12 protein-coding genes are annotated in these 14,334 nt (G+C 66.4%); 9 read left to right on the top strand and 3 right to left on the bottom strand.

Translation table 11 applies throughout. The features are described from left to right. Positions 1-112 precede the first annotated feature (112 nt). The 7 genes from ACQR1E_RS07340 to ACQR1E_RS07310 all read left to right on the top strand — a co-directional run bounded on the left by ACQR1E_RS07340 (position 113) and on the right by ACQR1E_RS07310 (position 9,027). Positions 113-730 (top strand): hypothetical protein, encoded by a 618-nt coding sequence (locus ACQR1E_RS07340; RefSeq protein ID WP_315715042.1) that lies wholly within the window; start codon positions 113-115, stop codon positions 728-730. Next, complete coding sequence (locus tag ACQR1E_RS07335; protein ID WP_315715043.1) at positions 717-1,097, top strand: winged helix-turn-helix domain-containing protein; 381 nt, start codon at positions 717-719, stop codon at positions 1,095-1,097. The genes ACQR1E_RS07340 and ACQR1E_RS07335 overlap by 14 nt, the downstream gene beginning before the upstream one ends. A gap of 36 nt (positions 1,098-1,133) precedes the next feature. Next, positions 1,134-1,877: a di-trans,poly-cis-decaprenylcistransferase gene (locus ACQR1E_RS07330; RefSeq protein ID WP_315751826.1), complete on the top strand. Its 744-nt coding sequence runs from the start codon at positions 1,134-1,136 to the stop codon at positions 1,875-1,877. A gap of 69 nt (positions 1,878-1,946) precedes the next feature. Continuing rightward, a complete protein-coding gene (locus ACQR1E_RS07325) occupies positions 1,947-3,893 on the top strand; it encodes a tetratricopeptide repeat protein (protein WP_434896859.1) in 1,947 nt (648 codons plus the stop codon). 152 nt (positions 3,894-4,045) lie between these two features. Continuing rightward, entirely contained in the window at positions 4,046-5,143 is a 1,098-nt protein-coding gene (locus tag ACQR1E_RS07320) for an HlyD family secretion protein (protein ID WP_434896858.1), read from the top strand. Between the two features lie 8 nt (positions 5,144-5,151). After that, a complete protein-coding gene (gene rbbA / locus ACQR1E_RS07315; protein WP_434896988.1) occupies positions 5,152-7,899 on the top strand; it encodes a ribosome-associated ATPase/putative transporter RbbA in 2,748 nt (915 codons plus the stop codon). A gap of 3 nt (positions 7,900-7,902) precedes the next feature. After that, positions 7,903-9,027, top strand: a complete 1,125-nt coding sequence (locus ACQR1E_RS07310; protein ID WP_315751829.1) for an ABC transporter permease — start codon at positions 7,903-7,905, stop codon at positions 9,025-9,027. An 81-nt stretch (positions 9,028-9,108) separates the two neighbouring features. Here ACQR1E_RS07310 and ACQR1E_RS07305 read toward each other — a convergent pair whose 3' ends face one another. Next, the gene (locus tag ACQR1E_RS07305; protein WP_315715048.1) at positions 9,109-9,930 is read right to left on the bottom strand and encodes an outer membrane protein; all 822 of its coding nucleotides are present in this window, start codon (positions 9,928-9,930) and stop codon (positions 9,109-9,111) included. A 331-nt stretch (positions 9,931-10,261) separates the two neighbouring features. On the opposite strand from ACQR1E_RS07305, the gene ACQR1E_RS07300 reads away from it, so the two are divergent. Continuing rightward, the gene (locus ACQR1E_RS07300) at positions 10,262-10,531 is read left to right on the top strand and encodes a hypothetical protein (protein WP_316166325.1); all 270 of its coding nucleotides are present in this window, start codon (positions 10,262-10,264) and stop codon (positions 10,529-10,531) included. A gap of 152 nt (positions 10,532-10,683) precedes the next feature. Next, positions 10,684-12,045, top strand: a complete 1,362-nt coding sequence (locus ACQR1E_RS07295) for a UDP-N-acetylglucosamine-peptide N-acetylglucosaminyltransferase (RefSeq protein WP_434896857.1) — start codon at positions 10,684-10,686, stop codon at positions 12,043-12,045. 27 nt (positions 12,046-12,072) lie between these two features. Here ACQR1E_RS07295 and ACQR1E_RS07290 read toward each other — a convergent pair whose 3' ends face one another. Both ACQR1E_RS07290 and ACQR1E_RS07285 read right to left on the bottom strand, forming a co-directional pair. Continuing rightward, entirely contained in the window at positions 12,073-12,633 is a 561-nt protein-coding gene (locus ACQR1E_RS07290; protein WP_434896856.1) for a hypothetical protein, read from the bottom strand. Positions 12,634-12,723: 90 nt separating this feature from the next. Continuing rightward, positions 12,724-14,313, bottom strand: coding sequence for an ATP-binding protein (locus ACQR1E_RS07285; RefSeq protein WP_315715052.1), 1,590 nt, complete (start codon positions 14,311-14,313; stop codon positions 12,724-12,726). Positions 14,314-14,334 lie beyond the last annotated feature (21 nt).

Here is a 14,334-nt window from a genome sequence, read left to right as displayed (position 1 = left end):
AAGCGGCTGACGCAGGCGCGCTTCCGGAATCGCGCGGGCTTGCATCGACTTTGCGTTCGTATATACTTTGTATTGCAAAGTTAAACGAGCCGTTCCGGGCCTCAGGTGAGACATGCGCGACCTCGATAAGGCGCTGGCGGACATCATCGCGATCCGCAGCCAGCTTGCGGCGGGCACGGCATTTCGCGGCTACGGGCCGGCGACGATGGCCGCGACCTCGGCCGTCGCGCTGGTCACTGCGCTGCTTCAGCAGCTGTTTCTGCGCGACCCGACGGCTGACGCGTGGACGTTCCTGCTCGGATGGGCGGCGGCAGCCTGCGTGTCGCTGACGATGATCTGGTTCGAGATGCGGGCGCGGTCGCGCCGGCATCATTCCGGCCTTGCGGACGCGATGATTCATCAGGCGGTCGAGCAGTTCCTGCCAGCGGGCATCGCCGGCGTCCTGCTCGCGGTGCTGCTGTGGAAGTTCGCGCCGGAGGCGCTGTGGATGCTGCCGGGCCTGTGGCAGATCCTGATGTCGCTCGGCGTGTTCGCGTCGGTGCGCTCGCTGCCACGCACGGTGGCGCTTGCCGGGGCGTTCTATTTCATGGCCGGCTTCGCCGTGCTGCTGGTCGGCAGCGCCACGCATGCGCTGTCGCCCTGGACGATGGGGCTTCCGTTCGCGATCGGACAGGGGCTGATGGCGGGCATTCTGTATTTTGCGACCGGAGAGTCCGATGTCGAAGACTGACGGCAGCGCGCCGTTCTCCTATGACGGCCTCGATCGCGTCATCCACGAGAAGGCACGGCTCGGCCTGCTCACCTCGCTGATGGCGCACCCGAAGGGTCTGGCTTTTGCTGACCTCAAGCAGCTCTGCGGGCTGACGGACGGCAATCTGTCGCGCCATCTGCAGGTGCTGCAGGAAGCCGGTCTCGTCGAGGTCACCAAGGGCTATGAGGGCAATCGCCCACATACCACCTGCCGGCTGACCAAGGCGGGACGCCGCCGCTTCCTCGATTATCTCGCCGTGCTCGAGCGCCTCGTCCGCGACGCCGCGGCGGCTGCCGGCAAGGAACATACGCCATCGTCGGTCGGCCTGATCCCGGGCCGCATCTGAATCGCGCATCGCACTTTTTTGACCTGGAGCTTTGCAATGCAAAGTAGTCTGCAACCTAAATCACCTGCTGTGGTGGATGGCCTGCATGTCGGCATCATCATGGACGGGAACGGCCGCTGGGCGACGCGCAAGGGCCTGTCGCGGCTGCGCGGGCACGAGGCGGGCGTCGAGGCGATCCGGCGCGTCGTCGAAGCCGCGCCCGACCAGGGCATCGGGACGCTGACGCTGTATGCGTTCTCCAGCGACAATTGGCGCCGCCCGCGTGCCGAGGTCGCCGCCTTGATGGCGCTGTTGCGGGTCTATCTCGCCAGCGAGGTGGAGTCGCTGGTACGCAACGGCGTCCGCCTCACCGTGATCGGCCGTCGCGACCGGTTGCCCGGCGGCATCGCCGATGCGATCGGCCGGGCCGAAGCGGCAACCCGCGACGGCAGCACCCTGCATCTGCGCATCGCCGTCGACTATTCGGCGCGCGACGCGATCCTCGAGGCCGCGGCGAAAGCCCGCGAAATCGACGGCCTGACGCGTGCGGCGTTCTCCGACCTCGTGACCGGCGAAGCCGGCTTGCGCGACGTTGACCTGATCATCCGCACCTCCGGCGAGCAGCGCCTGTCCGATTTCCTGCTCTGGGAAGGCGCCTATGCCGAGCTGCATTTCACCCAGCGGATGTGGCCCGATTTCGATGCCGCAGATCTGGCGCAGGCGCTCGCCTCGTTCCGCGGCCGCGAGCGCCGCTTCGGAGGACTCGAGGCGGTGCCGCTGGCGCCGGCACCGGTCGCCTGACGACGGCCCAATCTTTCCGCACATCGGGGAATCATCTACCGCTCGCAGCACGAGCGCAGAGATCCCCTGATGAAGCACAAGCAGCGCCGGCCTGCCGGCAAGCCTCCGGTCAGATCCGGATCGATGGGCCACACCGATACGCCCGATGCGCTGTGCGCCGCCGCCCTGCGGCTGCTGCGCGCCGGCCAGCTCGCGCAGGCCGAGGATGCGTGCCGCCGCGCGTTGACGCTGGACGGGGCCTCGCTCGACGCGCTGCGTGCGATGGGGCAGGTCTGCCTGGCGCTCAAGCGCGCCGATGATGCGATCGAGTGGTTTGCCCGCGCCGTTCGGCAGGACATGTCCGCAGCGGAGTCCTTCGTCGGCCTGGCGCAGGCGCTGCGGCTCGCTGGCCGCACCGATGAAGCGATCAAGGCCTATGATCGCGCGCTGCAGCTGCAGCCGGACGCGATCGAGAGCTGGGATGCGCTTGGCGAACTGCTGCAACTAAGGCAGCGACACGCCGAGGCGGCGCTGGCCTGTGACCGGCTGCTGCAGCTCGCGCCCGATCGTGCTGCGACCTGGTTTCGTCTCGGCGAGGTGCTGGAAGCCCAGGGCCGGCGCGACGAGGCGGCGCTGGCCTTCGATCAGGTGGCGCAGCTCAGGCCCGATCACCTCGAGGCGGCCAACAAGGCCGGAGCGCTTCATTTCGATGCTGGCCATTACGAGCAGGCCATCTCGCGCTTCGGGCAGTCGCTGGCAGTGATGCCGGATCAGGCGGGTGTGCTGTACCTGAACGGCATCGCGCTGCGGCGGCTGCGCCGCTACCAGGAAGCCGAGACTCTCGGCCATCGCGCGCAGGTGCTGGCGCCTGACAATCCCGACTTCGCCAATGGCTATGGATGCATCCTGCAGAATCTCGGCCGTCACGATGACGCCGTCGCCATGTTCGACAAGGCGATCGCGCTCCGGCCGCAGACCGCGGATTTCCACAATCATCGCGGCACGTCGCTGGCCGAGCTGCATCGCTTTGCAGAGGCGTTCGAAAGCTTCGATCGCGCCGTCGCGCTGAAGCCTGATCTGGCCGATGCGCATTGGAACGCGGCGCTGTTCCGGCTGCTGACCGGCGACTTCGCCCGCGGCTGGGCGGCGCGCGAATGGGGACGAAAATGTCGCGCCGTCGGCTTCGTCGAGCGCAGCTTCGAGGCGCCGCTGTGGCTTGCGGACGCGCCCCTCGCCGGCAAGACGATCCTGCTCCATAGCGACGAGGGGCTCGGCGACACGATCCAGTTTTCGCGCTACGCCACCCTGGTGGCCAAGCAGGGCGCGCGCGTCGTGCTCGAGGTCGACGCGCCGCTGCAGCCGCTTCTGTCCGGCCTGGATGGCGTGGCGCAGTGCCTTGCCCGCGGCATCGATGCGCTGCCTGCCGTCGACTATCACTGCCCGCTGTCGAGCCTGCCGCTCGCCTTCGCCACCCGGCTCGACACCATCCCTGCCGCGCCGTGCTATCTGCCGCGTCCTCCCGAGGCGCGCCGGGCGATCTGGGAACAGCGACTCGGTTCGCATGACCGCTTGCGGGTGGGCCTGGTCTGGTCGGGCAACCCCGCGCATCTCAATGATCACAACCGTTCGATTCCGTTGCCGACGCTCGCGCCGCTGCTCGAGACTGGCGCGCGGTTCGTTAGTCTGCAGAAGGAGCCTCGGCCGTCCGACAAGGCCGCGCTCGCCGCGCGCGACGACATTCTCGATCTCACCGCTGACATCCGTGACTTCGTCGATACGGCGGCGCTGATCGACAATCTCGACCTGGTCATCACCGTCGATACCAGCGTGGCGCATCTGGCCGGCGCGCTGGGCAAGCCGACCTGGATCATGCTGCCCTTCACGCCGGACTATCGCTGGCTGCTCGGTCGCGACGACAGTCCCTGGTATCCGAGCGTGCGGCTGTTCCGCCAGGACGCGCGACGTGACTATGCCGACGTCGTTGCGCGCGTGCGCGAGGCGCTCGCCGCACAGCTCGCGATGGTCAGCGTGTGCTGAACGTTTGAGCATCAACGACGCCATAACTGAAACGTGATCGGCTGGCTGAGCCGCCGGCGCGTGCCGCCCGATGGCGATTGAGCTGCGTCAACGGATTTCTGCGTGCGTATGGCACACGGAACGCCTGCTTCAGCGACGAAGGCGTTTTTGGAATGAATCAGCAGGAATCCGAGCTTGTCAGTGACATCCGGCCTGTTCGTGATACGCATGCTGGACCCGGCGCTGTCGTTCCCTCGTCGGCGCCTGTTGCCGTGTCCCATCAGCCGCGGCGCAGGTGGGCGTTGTGGCCGTTTCTGCTGCTCGTGCTCGCCGTCGGGGCGGCCGGTGGTGGCGGCTACGTCTGGTGGCAGCGCCTGCATCCGCCGCTGCCGGTGGGCATCAGCGTGAGCAACGGCCGCATCGAGGCTGACGAGATCGACATCGCGACCAAATATGCCGGGCGCGTCGCCGAGCTGCGCGCCGATATCGGCGATCGCGTCGAGGCCGGGCAGATCGTGGCGCGGATGGACACGAAGGAGCTGCAGCAATCGCTGTCGAAGGCGCAGGCCCAGGCCGAGCAGGCGCAGCACGTCGTCGACCAGGCCCGTGCCAATCTCGCGCAACTGCAGGCGCAGAAGACGCTCGCCGAGCAGGAAATGGAGCGCACCCGCAGCCTGCTGCAGAGCGGCTGGACCACACGCGAGCTGGCCGATCAGCGCCAGCAGGCGCTCGACAATGCGACCGCCGGCCTCGCCGGCGCGCAGGCGCGGATTTTCGAAGCCGAACGCGGGCTCGAGGCGGTTCGTCACGACGTCGCGCTCTACACCGTTCAGATCGCCGACAATTCCTTGATCGCGCCGAAGCCCGGCCGCATTCAATATCGTCTCGCCAATGTCGGCGAAGTTCTCGCCGCCGGCGGCAAGGTCTTCACCATGCTGGACATCGGCTATGTCTACATGGACGTGTTCCTGCCGACCGAGGAGGTCGGCAAGGTCAAGATCGGCACCGAAGCGCGGATCGTGCTCGATGCCTATCCGGATCGTCCGATCCCGGCGAAAGTTGCGTTCGTGGCGAGCCAGGCGCAGTTCACGCCGAAGACGGTCGAGACCCGCAGCGAGCGTGACAAGCTGATGTTTCGCATCCGTGTACGCGTCGATCCGGACAGACTGGCTGCGCATGCCGATGCCGTGAGGAGCGGATTGCCGGGCGTGGCGTATGTCAGGTGGAATCCCGACGTCGCATGGCCGGCGCGTCTGCAAGTCTCGCCATGATGGCCGACATGATCGGCGATGCGTCTCCGGTCGCGATGGTCAGGAACGTCTCGCAGCGCTATCGCGGCGTGATCGCGCTCGACAACGTCTCGATCGACATTCCCGCCGGCCGCGTGGTCGGGCTCATCGGTCCCGATGGCGTCGGCAAGTCGTCGCTGCTGTCGATCCTGGCCGGCGCGCGCGCGATCCAGGACGGCCAGGCGCGCGTGCTCGGGGCCGACATGGCGGACCGGCGCGCCCGCACGCAGGTGTGTCCGCGGATCGCCTACATGCCGCAGGGTCTCGGCAAGAATCTCTATCCCGATCTCAGCGTGCGCGAGAACATCGCGTTCTTTGCCCGGCTGTTCGGCCAGTCGAGGTCCGAGCGCGACTGGCGCATCGCCGAGCTGATGGAGGCGACGGCGCTGTCCGATTTCGCCGACCGGCCGGCAAAAAAGCTGTCCGGCGGCATGAAGCAGAAGCTCGGCCTGTGCTGCTCGCTGATCCATGATCCCGATCTGCTCATCCTCGACGAGCCGACCACCGGCGTCGATCCGCTGTCGCGCCGGCAGTTCTGGGACCTGATCGACCGCCTGCGCGCGCGTAGCGCGGCGGGCATGAGCGTCATCGTCGCCACCGCCTATATGGAGGAGGCGGAGCGTTTCGACTGGCTGATCGCGATGAACGACGGGCGCATCCTCGCGACCGGCACGCCGACGGAGCTCAAGGCGCAGACCCATGCGGCGTCGATCGAGGACGCGTTCGTCGCGCTGCTGCCCGACCGGCCGGCGCGCGACCGCGCCGAGATGCCGGCCAAGTCCGAGCTCGACGGCAGCCACGAGACCGTGATCGTCGCGCGCGACCTGACCTGCCGCTTCGGCGATTTCACCGCGGTCGACGGCGTGAACTTCCAGATCCGCAAGGGCGAGATCTTCGGCTTCGTCGGCTCCAACGGCTGCGGCAAGACCACGACGATGAAGATGCTGACGGGGCTGCTGCCTCCCAGCGCCGGCGAGGCGCTGATCTTCGGCCGCTCCATGGAGGCCGGCAATCATGAATCGCGCAGTCGCGTCGGCTACATGTCGCAGGCGTTCTCGCTGTATGGCGAGCTCACCGTGCGGCAGAACCTGGTGCTGCATGCGCGGCTGTTCCATCTGCCACTCGCCGCTGCCGGGAAGCGGATTGCCGAACTGATCGAGCGCTGCGACCTCACCGATCACGTCGACGGCCTCGCGGCCGATCTTCCGCTCGGCATCCGCCAGCGCCTGTCGCTCGCGGTGGCGATCGTCCACCGGCCGGATCTGCTGATCCTCGACGAGCCGACGTCGGGCGTCGATCCGGTCGCGCGCAACCAGTTCTGGCGCCTGCTGATCGAACTTTCGCGTCAGGATGAGATGACGATCTTCGTTTCCACGCATTTCATGAACGAGGCGGCGCGCTGCGACCGGCTGTCGCTGATGCACGAGGGGCGGGTGCTGGCGACCGACACGCCGGACGGCCTGATCCGCGCCAAGGGCGCGCAGACGCTGGAGCAGGCCTTCATCGCCTTCCTCGAGCAGGATGCCGGCGTCGCCGATCCGCCGGTCACGCTGACTCAGGCGAGACCCGATCCACGCCCCGCCGATCGGCCGCGGGACGAGCAACGGCAGGCCGCCGTCAGCCTGCGGCGGCTGCTCGCTTACACGATCCGCGAAGGTCTCGAGCTGATCCGTGACCCGATCCGGCTGATGTTCGCGCTGTTCGGAACGGCGTTCCTGATGATCGTGATCGGCTTCGGCATCTCCACGGACGTCAACAACCTGACCTTCGCCGCGCTCGACCGCGATCAGTCGCCGGAGAGTCGCGCCTATCTGTCGGAGCTCAGAGGCTCGCGCTATTTCGTCGAAAGGCCACCGCTCGCCAACTATGCCGAGCTCGAACGGCGGATGAAGAGCGGCGACATCAAGGCCTCGATCGAGATCCCGCCGAACTTCGGTGTCGACATCAAGCGCGGCCGGCCGGCCTTCGTGTCGGCCTGGATCGACGGCGCGATGCCGTTCCGCGCCGAGACCATCCGAGGCTACCTCGAAGGCACGCATCAGCTCTATCTCTCCGATCCCGCCGTCAAGACGACGCAGCCGTTGCCGGCCTCGCCGGTCAATGTCGAGATCAGGTTCAAGTACAACCAGTCCTTCGACAGCATCTACGCGATGGCCCCAAGCACGATCGCACTGCTGCTCGCGCTGTTTCCGGCCATCCTGATGGCGCTCGCGGTCGTGCGCGAGAAGGAGCTGGGGTCGATCACCAATCTCTATGTCACGCCGGTGACGCGGCTCGAATTCCTGCTTGGCAAGCAGCTGCCTTACATCGCCGTCGCGCTGGTGAATTTCGCGCTGATGTACGTGATGGCGATGGTCCTGTTCCGAGTCCCGCTCAAGGGCGCCTTTCTGCCGCTGATGGTCGGCACCTTGGTCTACGTCGTCACCACGACCGGCTTCGGCATGCTGATCTCGACCTTCTGCCGCACCCAGATCGCGGCCCTGTTCGGGACCGCGATCCTGACCGTGCTGCCGGCCACGCAATTCTCGGGCATGCTGGTCCCGGTGTCGTCGCTGTCCGGCGTGGCCAAGCTGATCGGCATGGTCTTCCCGATGACGTACTACCGCCCGATCGCGGTCGGCACCTTCACCAAGGGGCTGGGCTTTGCCGATGTCGGCGCCGACATCCTGATCCTTTTGATCTTCATTCCCGTCCTGACCGGGTTCAGCCTGGCGATGCTGCCGAAGCAGGAGGCGTGAGCCATGATGCGCTCGCTCTCCAACGTGTTCTGGCTCGGAACCAAGGAGCTGCGTAGCCTGTTCGGCGACGTCGTGCTGATCGGGCTCGTGATCTATTCGTTCACCGTGGCGGTGATCAGCCAGGCGCAGAGCAGTTCGCAGGAGCTGCATCGCGCCTCGATCGCCGTCGTCGACGAGGACAGCTCCGAGCTGTCGCGCCGGATCGCCAGCGTATTCCAGCTGCCTTACTTCCAGCCGCCTGTCTACATCAGCCAAGGCGAGGTGGAGCGGCTCATGAACAGCGGCCGCTTCACGTTCGTGCTCGACATCCCGCCGAATTTCCAGCGTGACGTCCTTGCCGGGCGGAAGCCGTCGGTGCAGGTCAACGTCGATGCGACCGCGATGATCCAGGCGGGAATCGGATCCGGCTATGCGCTGCAGATCATCAATACGGAGGTCGCCTGGTTCGTCGCCCGCTCCGAGACATCCTCGTCCGCCCCGGTCAATCTGGTCACGCGGATCGCGTTCAATCCCAACGTCACGACGGCCTGGTTCGAAGGCGTGATGGGCATCATCAACAGCGTCACCATGCTCGCGATCATCCTGGCCGGCGCGGCGCTGGTGCGTGAGCGCGAACATGGCACCATGGATCATCTGCTGGTCATGCCGCTGTCGCCCTTCGAGATCGCGATGTCGAAGATCTGGGCCAATGCGCTGGTGATCGCGGTCGCCGTCGCCATCGCGCTCTACGCCGTCGTGCGGTGGTATCTGCGCGTGCCCATCATGGGCTCGATCCCGCTGTTCATGGTGGGCACCGTGCTGTATCTGTTCTTCGCGACCGCCGTCGGGCTGTTTCTCGGCACCATCGCGCGGTCGATGCCCCAGCTCGGTCTGCTCTATATCCTCGTCGCCGTGCCGATGAACCTGTTGTCGGGCGGGATGACGCCGGTGGAAAGCCAGCCGGTGTGGCTCGCCACCATCATGAAGGCGTCGCCGTCGACGCATTTCGTGTCGTTCGCCCAGTCGATCCTCTATCGCGGCGCCGGCATCGATGTCGTCTGGCCGCAATTCGTAGCGGTGGCGGCGATCGGCGCGGTGGTCCTGGCGTTGACCTTGCGCCGCTTCCGGGCGGCGATCGCGGCGGCCTGAGCCCGCCCTCGACCCTAACAAAAAAGCCTCGGCACTGGGCCGAGGCTCTTCCTTGAATGGCGTCGCTATGGATGACGGCGATCAGTAGCGCGCGGCCGCCGGGCCGCCAAACTTGTAGTTCACGCCGACCCGGACCGTGTGGAATGAGAAGTCCTGGGACAGGCGCTCGACGTAGTTCGAGCCGGGCGGGGCGAAGGTGCTGCCCGGGACGTAGGCCGAGGTGTAGTTGATGCTGCCGAGGTCGGTGTAGAGATACTCTGCCTTGACGGTCCAGTTCGGTGCGAACGCATGCTCGACACCCGCGCCGACGGTCCAGCCGACCCGGGTCTCGTTGGCCGAGGCGGTCTTGGTGTAGCCGTTTGCCGAGGTCAGATCCCAGCTGCCCTTGACATTGCCGACCGCGAGACCGCCAGTGACGTAGAACAGCGTCGTATCGACCGCGTAACCGGCGCGGCCGCGCAGGGTCATGAACCAGTCGTTCCGGATGCTCTCGTTGAAGGTGCGGGTCGTGGGCGGGTTGGCCGCCGTGTAGACAGTCCGCTTGTTGAGGTCCGATCCGTTGATGTCGGCCTCGATGCCGAAGACGCCGGCGCCGCTCTGCCAGTTGTAGCCGGCCTGGAGACCGCCGAGCACGCCGGCCGGATTGAGCCGGTTGTTGCTGATGTTGACGAACTCATTCTGGAAGGCGGCGCCCTCGACCGCCCAGCTGCTGGTCTGGTCCAGCGTCGTGTTCAAGTTCGACCGGCCCCAGCCGTAGCCGACGCTGCCGCCGAAGTAGAAGCCGGTCCAGTTGTAGATCGCGACCGGAGGGGGAGCCTTGGTGTAGCGGGCCGGCAGATCCGCGGCGAATGCGCCGAGCGAGCTGGCGAGGAGCAAAGAGACGGCTGAGGCAAGAGTCTTCATCGGTCACAATCCTCAATCAAAATCAGCAACATTGAGACAAGCTTTTCTCACAATTCGGCCGATTAGGCTGTAGTTCAACTACAACACTCGTGAGCGTAAGTATCTGTGACGACGTCACTTTCCGCGCGTGTGGTCTTAACCTTAAGTCATTGTAAATCCGACGAGGCGGTCAACTGATACCGAGCCGTTTCGACGAAGCGGACAATCGGCCGCACCGCGTTAGTCAAGGATTCGCCAACCATCCGGGCACGCGGTCTTGCCCGCTAACGATTTCGCAAATCGGGCGCGTGCACCTTCGGCGCGTCCTGGGGGACGGAGAGGGGAGAGCATCATGATGATGAATGGGGAAGCGGTTCTCGAGAACGTGCGGCGCTATCGGACCATCGCCTCCTTGTACCGCCAGACTGCGGCATTTCGCCCACATCAGCGCGACTCGCTGCTGGCGCAGGCGGCCGAATGGGAAAGCCGTGCGGTCGCCGAGCTCGAGGATTATTTCGTCGCTCGCCAGGCACCGTCGCAACCGCCGGCGAACATCAACTACAATATTGGCCATCACGGGGCCTCCTACCGGCCGTCGCACCGGCAGATGGCGGCCGCGTAGTTCTTCGGGCACAGCGCGTCATTCCCGCGGCGCGATCGGCGCCAGAGCGACAGTGAGGGAGTTGTCACAGCGCGTCTCCATTTCATCTGCAGGCCGGGGTCTGGCGCAGGACTTGCTGGGTCTGATGTCAGCTCCGCCATGGATGGACCTGAATGAGATCGCTCGGGCGCGACCGCGGCATGTGTGCCTGGGACGATTTCGCCCGGTCGTCGACCGACGCCCGGCTGTCGCTGGCGCAGGCGCGGTCGGGGCAAATTCCGCCATTCCTGCTGCTATCGGTACCCGGCATGAGCGCCGGCGAGCATCGCCTTTGCTCCGAGCTGTGGACCCGCGACCGGATCGCAGCCAGCAGCGCCGAGCGGGCGCGGCTGGATTTTGGCTTCGATCTGACATTCCGCGACAAGCTTCGTGTCGGATACCTTTCAAACGACTTCCACGACCACGCCACGGCGCATCTGCTGATCGAAGCGCTCGAGGCGCATGACCGCGATCGCTGCGAGCTGCATGCGTTCTCGTTCGGCGCCGACGATCGCGGCGCCATGCGGGGCCGGCTGCACGCCGTCTTCGACGGCTTCCATGATGTGACCGCGCTGAGCGACAGCGCCGCCGCGGCCGCGGTGCATGCCGCGCAGATCGATATTCTGGTCGACCTCAAGGGCTATACGCGCGGCGCCCGGACCGGAATCCTGATGCTGCATCCGGCGCCGGTCCAGGTGAATTTCCTCGGCTATCCCGGGACGCTGGGCGGCGACATCTGCGACTACATCATCACCGATCCGTTCATGACGCCGCTGGCCGTTGCGGCCGATTATTCGGAGAGTTTTGCCTACATGCCGCATTCGTATCAGCCGCACGGCCGGGCGGCGCTGGGCCCGGCGCCGACCCGTGCCGAGGTCGGCCTGCCGGACGCCGGCATCGTGTTCTGCTGCTTCAACCAGGCCTACAAGTTCACGCCCGCGGTGTTCGACCTGTGGTGCCGCCTGCTCGATGCGACGCCGGACAGCGTGCTGTGGCTGCTGGCGTCCGATCGGGCCGAGGGCAATCTGCGCGGCGAGGCGCTTCGGCGCGGCGTGGCGCCCGGTCGCCTGGTGTTCGCGCCGGAAACGACGCAAGGCGAGCATCTGCGCCGGCTCCAGCTCGCCGATCTCGTGCTCGACACCGCGCCCTATGGCGCCCACACCACGGCGAGCGACGCGCTGTGGGCCGGCGTGCCGATCGTCAGCTGCGCCGGGGATACGTTTGCCTCGCGGGTGGCTGGCAGCCTGTTACATGCGGTCGGATGTCCCGAGCTCATTGCATCGGACGAGGCCGACTATCTGGCGGTGGCGCTGACGCTCGCCGCCGAGCCGGATCTGCTGCAGGCGGCCAAGGCCAGGCTCTGGCGCAACCGGCCGGCCGCGCCGCTGTTCGACGCTGCCGCCTATGCCCGGTCGCTGCAGGATCTCTACGACCAGATGTGGCGCCGCCGCAGCAGCGGCGGCGCGCCAGGGCCGATCTGGGCGTCGAAGTCTTGAGCAGGGACGAGGCGGGCCTGCTGCGCCTTACTGCGTCGCCATGCGTCCAGCAGCGAGGATCCCGATCAGGGCCGTCAGCGCGCCGACGCTGGTCGCGTTGATTGCGACGAGCGACCCGTAATTGGAGTTGGCGACCTTCATCAGCGGCGCGCCAAGGCGGGCATCGATCAGCAGATAGGACACGAATGGCAGTCCCAGCAAAGGCAACGACATCAGGCGCTCCGCTGGCCGGAACAGCAGCGCGCCGAGCAGGGCGCAAGGCAGCAGGAACAGCTCGACGCCGCTCTGCGCGCCGAACAGCTTGACGGAGAACACCGTGTTGGCCGTGCCGGTCAGGACCATCAAGGCGCGGCCGGCGAACGGACTGCGCCGCGCGAGCATCGGCACGCTGGCGAACAATGGCGTCGCGAGCAGCGTCAGCCAGGCCGGCCACGCCGCCGCGCCCACGATAGCATGGAGATAGAGCGGATAGAACGGCTGGTTGGAGACGATGATCAGCGCGACCTTGGCGGCGATGTCGGACTGCGGGTCATCGGCCGACGCATAGGCCTGCACGGCGGCCAGCCCGCGTGAAAACATCTCAGCCATTCAAGTCCCTCAGCTCCGCAAGAAGGTGCGCATCACCGGCCCGGAAACGCGCGCGCCTGCAGGCCGGATCATGCGTCGCGCATCGCACGGTCAAGAGTTCAGGGCGGTCCGCAGCATGCGTGCGAGATCGGCGCTCTGATACGGCTTGGTGAGCAGCAGCACACCGGCATCGAGGCGGCCGTGGTGAACGATCGCGTTCTCCGTATAGCCCGACGTGTACAGCACCTTGAGGCTGGGACGCCGCTTCAGCGCCTCGATCGCGAGCTGGCGGCCGTTCATTCCGCCGGGCATGATGATGTCGGTGAACAAAAGATCGATCCGCGTCGCGCTGTCGATCAGCGCCAGCGCCTCGTCGGCCTTGCTAGCCGCGAGCGTCGTGTAACCGAGCCGCTTGATCTGGGCGATGACATATTCGCGCACCAGCGAATCGTCCTCGACGATCAGGATCGTCTCGTCGCCGCGCTCCATGCCCTCGGCGCCGATGGTCGACAGTGCCGCATCGGCATCGGCATTGGCCTGCGGCAGGTACAGCTTGACCGAGGTTCCGTGCCCCGGCTCGCTGTAGATCTTGATGTGACCGTTGGACTGCTTGACGAAGCCGTAGACCATGCTGAGGCCGAGGCCGACGCCCTTGCCGACGTCCTTGGTGGTGAAGAACGGCTCGAACACCTTGTCGAGCAGGTTGGCGGGAATGCCCTCGCCGGTGTCGCTGACCGCGATCATCACGTAGTTGCCGGGGATCACCTCCGGGTTCATGCGCGCATAGGCGGCGTCGAGCAGCACGTTCTTGGTTTCCAGCGTGAGCTTGCCGCCGTTCGGCATGGCATCGCGCGCGTTGAGCGCGAGGTTCAGGATCGCGGTCGACAGCTGGCTGGGGTCGATCATCGCCGGCGCCGAATCGTGCGCCAGCATGGATTCGATCTCGATCTGCTCGCCGAGCGTCCGGCGCAGCAGGCGCGCGGTGTCGACCACCATGCCGTTGATGTCGACGCTGCGCGGCTGCAGCGGCTGGCGGCGGGCGAACGCCAACAGGTGCTTCGTCAGGTCGGCGCCGCGCGCCGCCGCCGAGTTGATCAGGCTGGTGATCTGCACCAGCTGCGGCCGGTCCTTCACCGCCTCGGCCAGGATCTCGATGGTGCCGGTGATCACGGTGAGGATGTTGTTGAAGTCGTGGGCGACGCCGCCGGTGAGCTGCCCGATCGCCTCCATCTTCTGCGCCTGCCGCACCTGCGCTTCGGTGGCCTCGATCTCCTGGAACCGCCGGACCATGGCTTCCGCACTGCGCCGTTGCCGCGTCTCCTCCTCGAGCTGCGCATAGGCGTTCCGCAGCTCGGCGCGGGACGGCATCGTCAGCACCCGCGGCAGCAGCAGCAACAGCGCGGCGGCGATGCCGACCGACAGGAAGGCCAGGAAGCCCTTGGTCGCCGCCTCCAGGCTGTAGGCCGGAACCCAGATCGTGAGCACCTCGATCAGCCGTGTCAGCCCGCAGACGGACACCCACAGCGCGAAGGCCCAGAAGATGTAGCTGAACTGAAAGTCGCGGCGGCGATAGACGATGAAGGCGAGCACGAACGCGATGGTGAAGAAGGCGAAGGAGATGAGGATGTCGGACACCGTGTTCACCCAGATCAGCTCAGGTGTCCACAGCAGGCACTCGCCATGCGGCGTGAGCATCGACATGTCCGATATCCCCAAAAGTGT

This window comes from Bradyrhizobium sp. HKCCYLRH1030 (genome assembly GCF_051168395.1).
GTDB lineage: Bacteria > Pseudomonadota > Alphaproteobacteria > Rhizobiales > Xanthobacteraceae > Bradyrhizobium.
Note: the sequence above shows the minus strand (reverse complement) of the source record. Positions and strands in the feature narration are given on the sequence as shown.

Bases quoted from the DNA above. Each gene is read 5' to 3' on its own strand.
- ACQR1E_RS07340 (WP_315715042.1), top strand. From the start codon at position 113: ATGCGCGACCTCGATAAGGCGCTGGCGGACATCATCGCGATCCGCAGC.
- ACQR1E_RS07335 (WP_315715043.1), top strand. From the start codon at position 717: ATGTCGAAGACTGACGGCAGCGCGCCGTTCTCCTATGACGGCCTCGAT.
- ACQR1E_RS07330 (WP_315751826.1), top strand. From the start codon at position 1,134: ATGCAAAGTAGTCTGCAACCTAAATCACCTGCTGTGGTGGATGGCCTG.
- ACQR1E_RS07325 (WP_434896859.1), top strand. From the start codon at position 1,947: ATGAAGCACAAGCAGCGCCGGCCTGCCGGCAAGCCTCCGGTCAGATCC.
- ACQR1E_RS07320 (WP_434896858.1), top strand. From the start codon at position 4,046: ATGAATCAGCAGGAATCCGAGCTTGTCAGTGACATCCGGCCTGTTCGT.
- rbbA (WP_434896988.1), top strand. From the start codon at position 5,152: ATGATCGGCGATGCGTCTCCGGTCGCGATGGTCAGGAACGTCTCGCAG.
- ACQR1E_RS07310 (WP_315751829.1), top strand. From the start codon at position 7,903: ATGATGCGCTCGCTCTCCAACGTGTTCTGGCTCGGAACCAAGGAGCTG.
- ACQR1E_RS07305 (WP_315715048.1), bottom strand. From the start codon at position 9,930: ATGAAGACTCTTGCCTCAGCCGTCTCTTTGCTCCTCGCCAGCTCGCTC.
- ACQR1E_RS07300 (WP_316166325.1), top strand. From the start codon at position 10,262: ATGATGATGAATGGGGAAGCGGTTCTCGAGAACGTGCGGCGCTATCGG.
- ACQR1E_RS07295 (WP_434896857.1), top strand. From the start codon at position 10,684: ATGAGATCGCTCGGGCGCGACCGCGGCATGTGTGCCTGGGACGATTTC.
- ACQR1E_RS07290 (WP_434896856.1), bottom strand. From the start codon at position 12,633: ATGGCTGAGATGTTTTCACGCGGGCTGGCCGCCGTGCAGGCCTATGCG.
- ACQR1E_RS07285 (WP_315715052.1), bottom strand. From the start codon at position 14,313: ATGTCGATGCTCACGCCGCATGGCGAGTGCCTGCTGTGGACACCTGAG.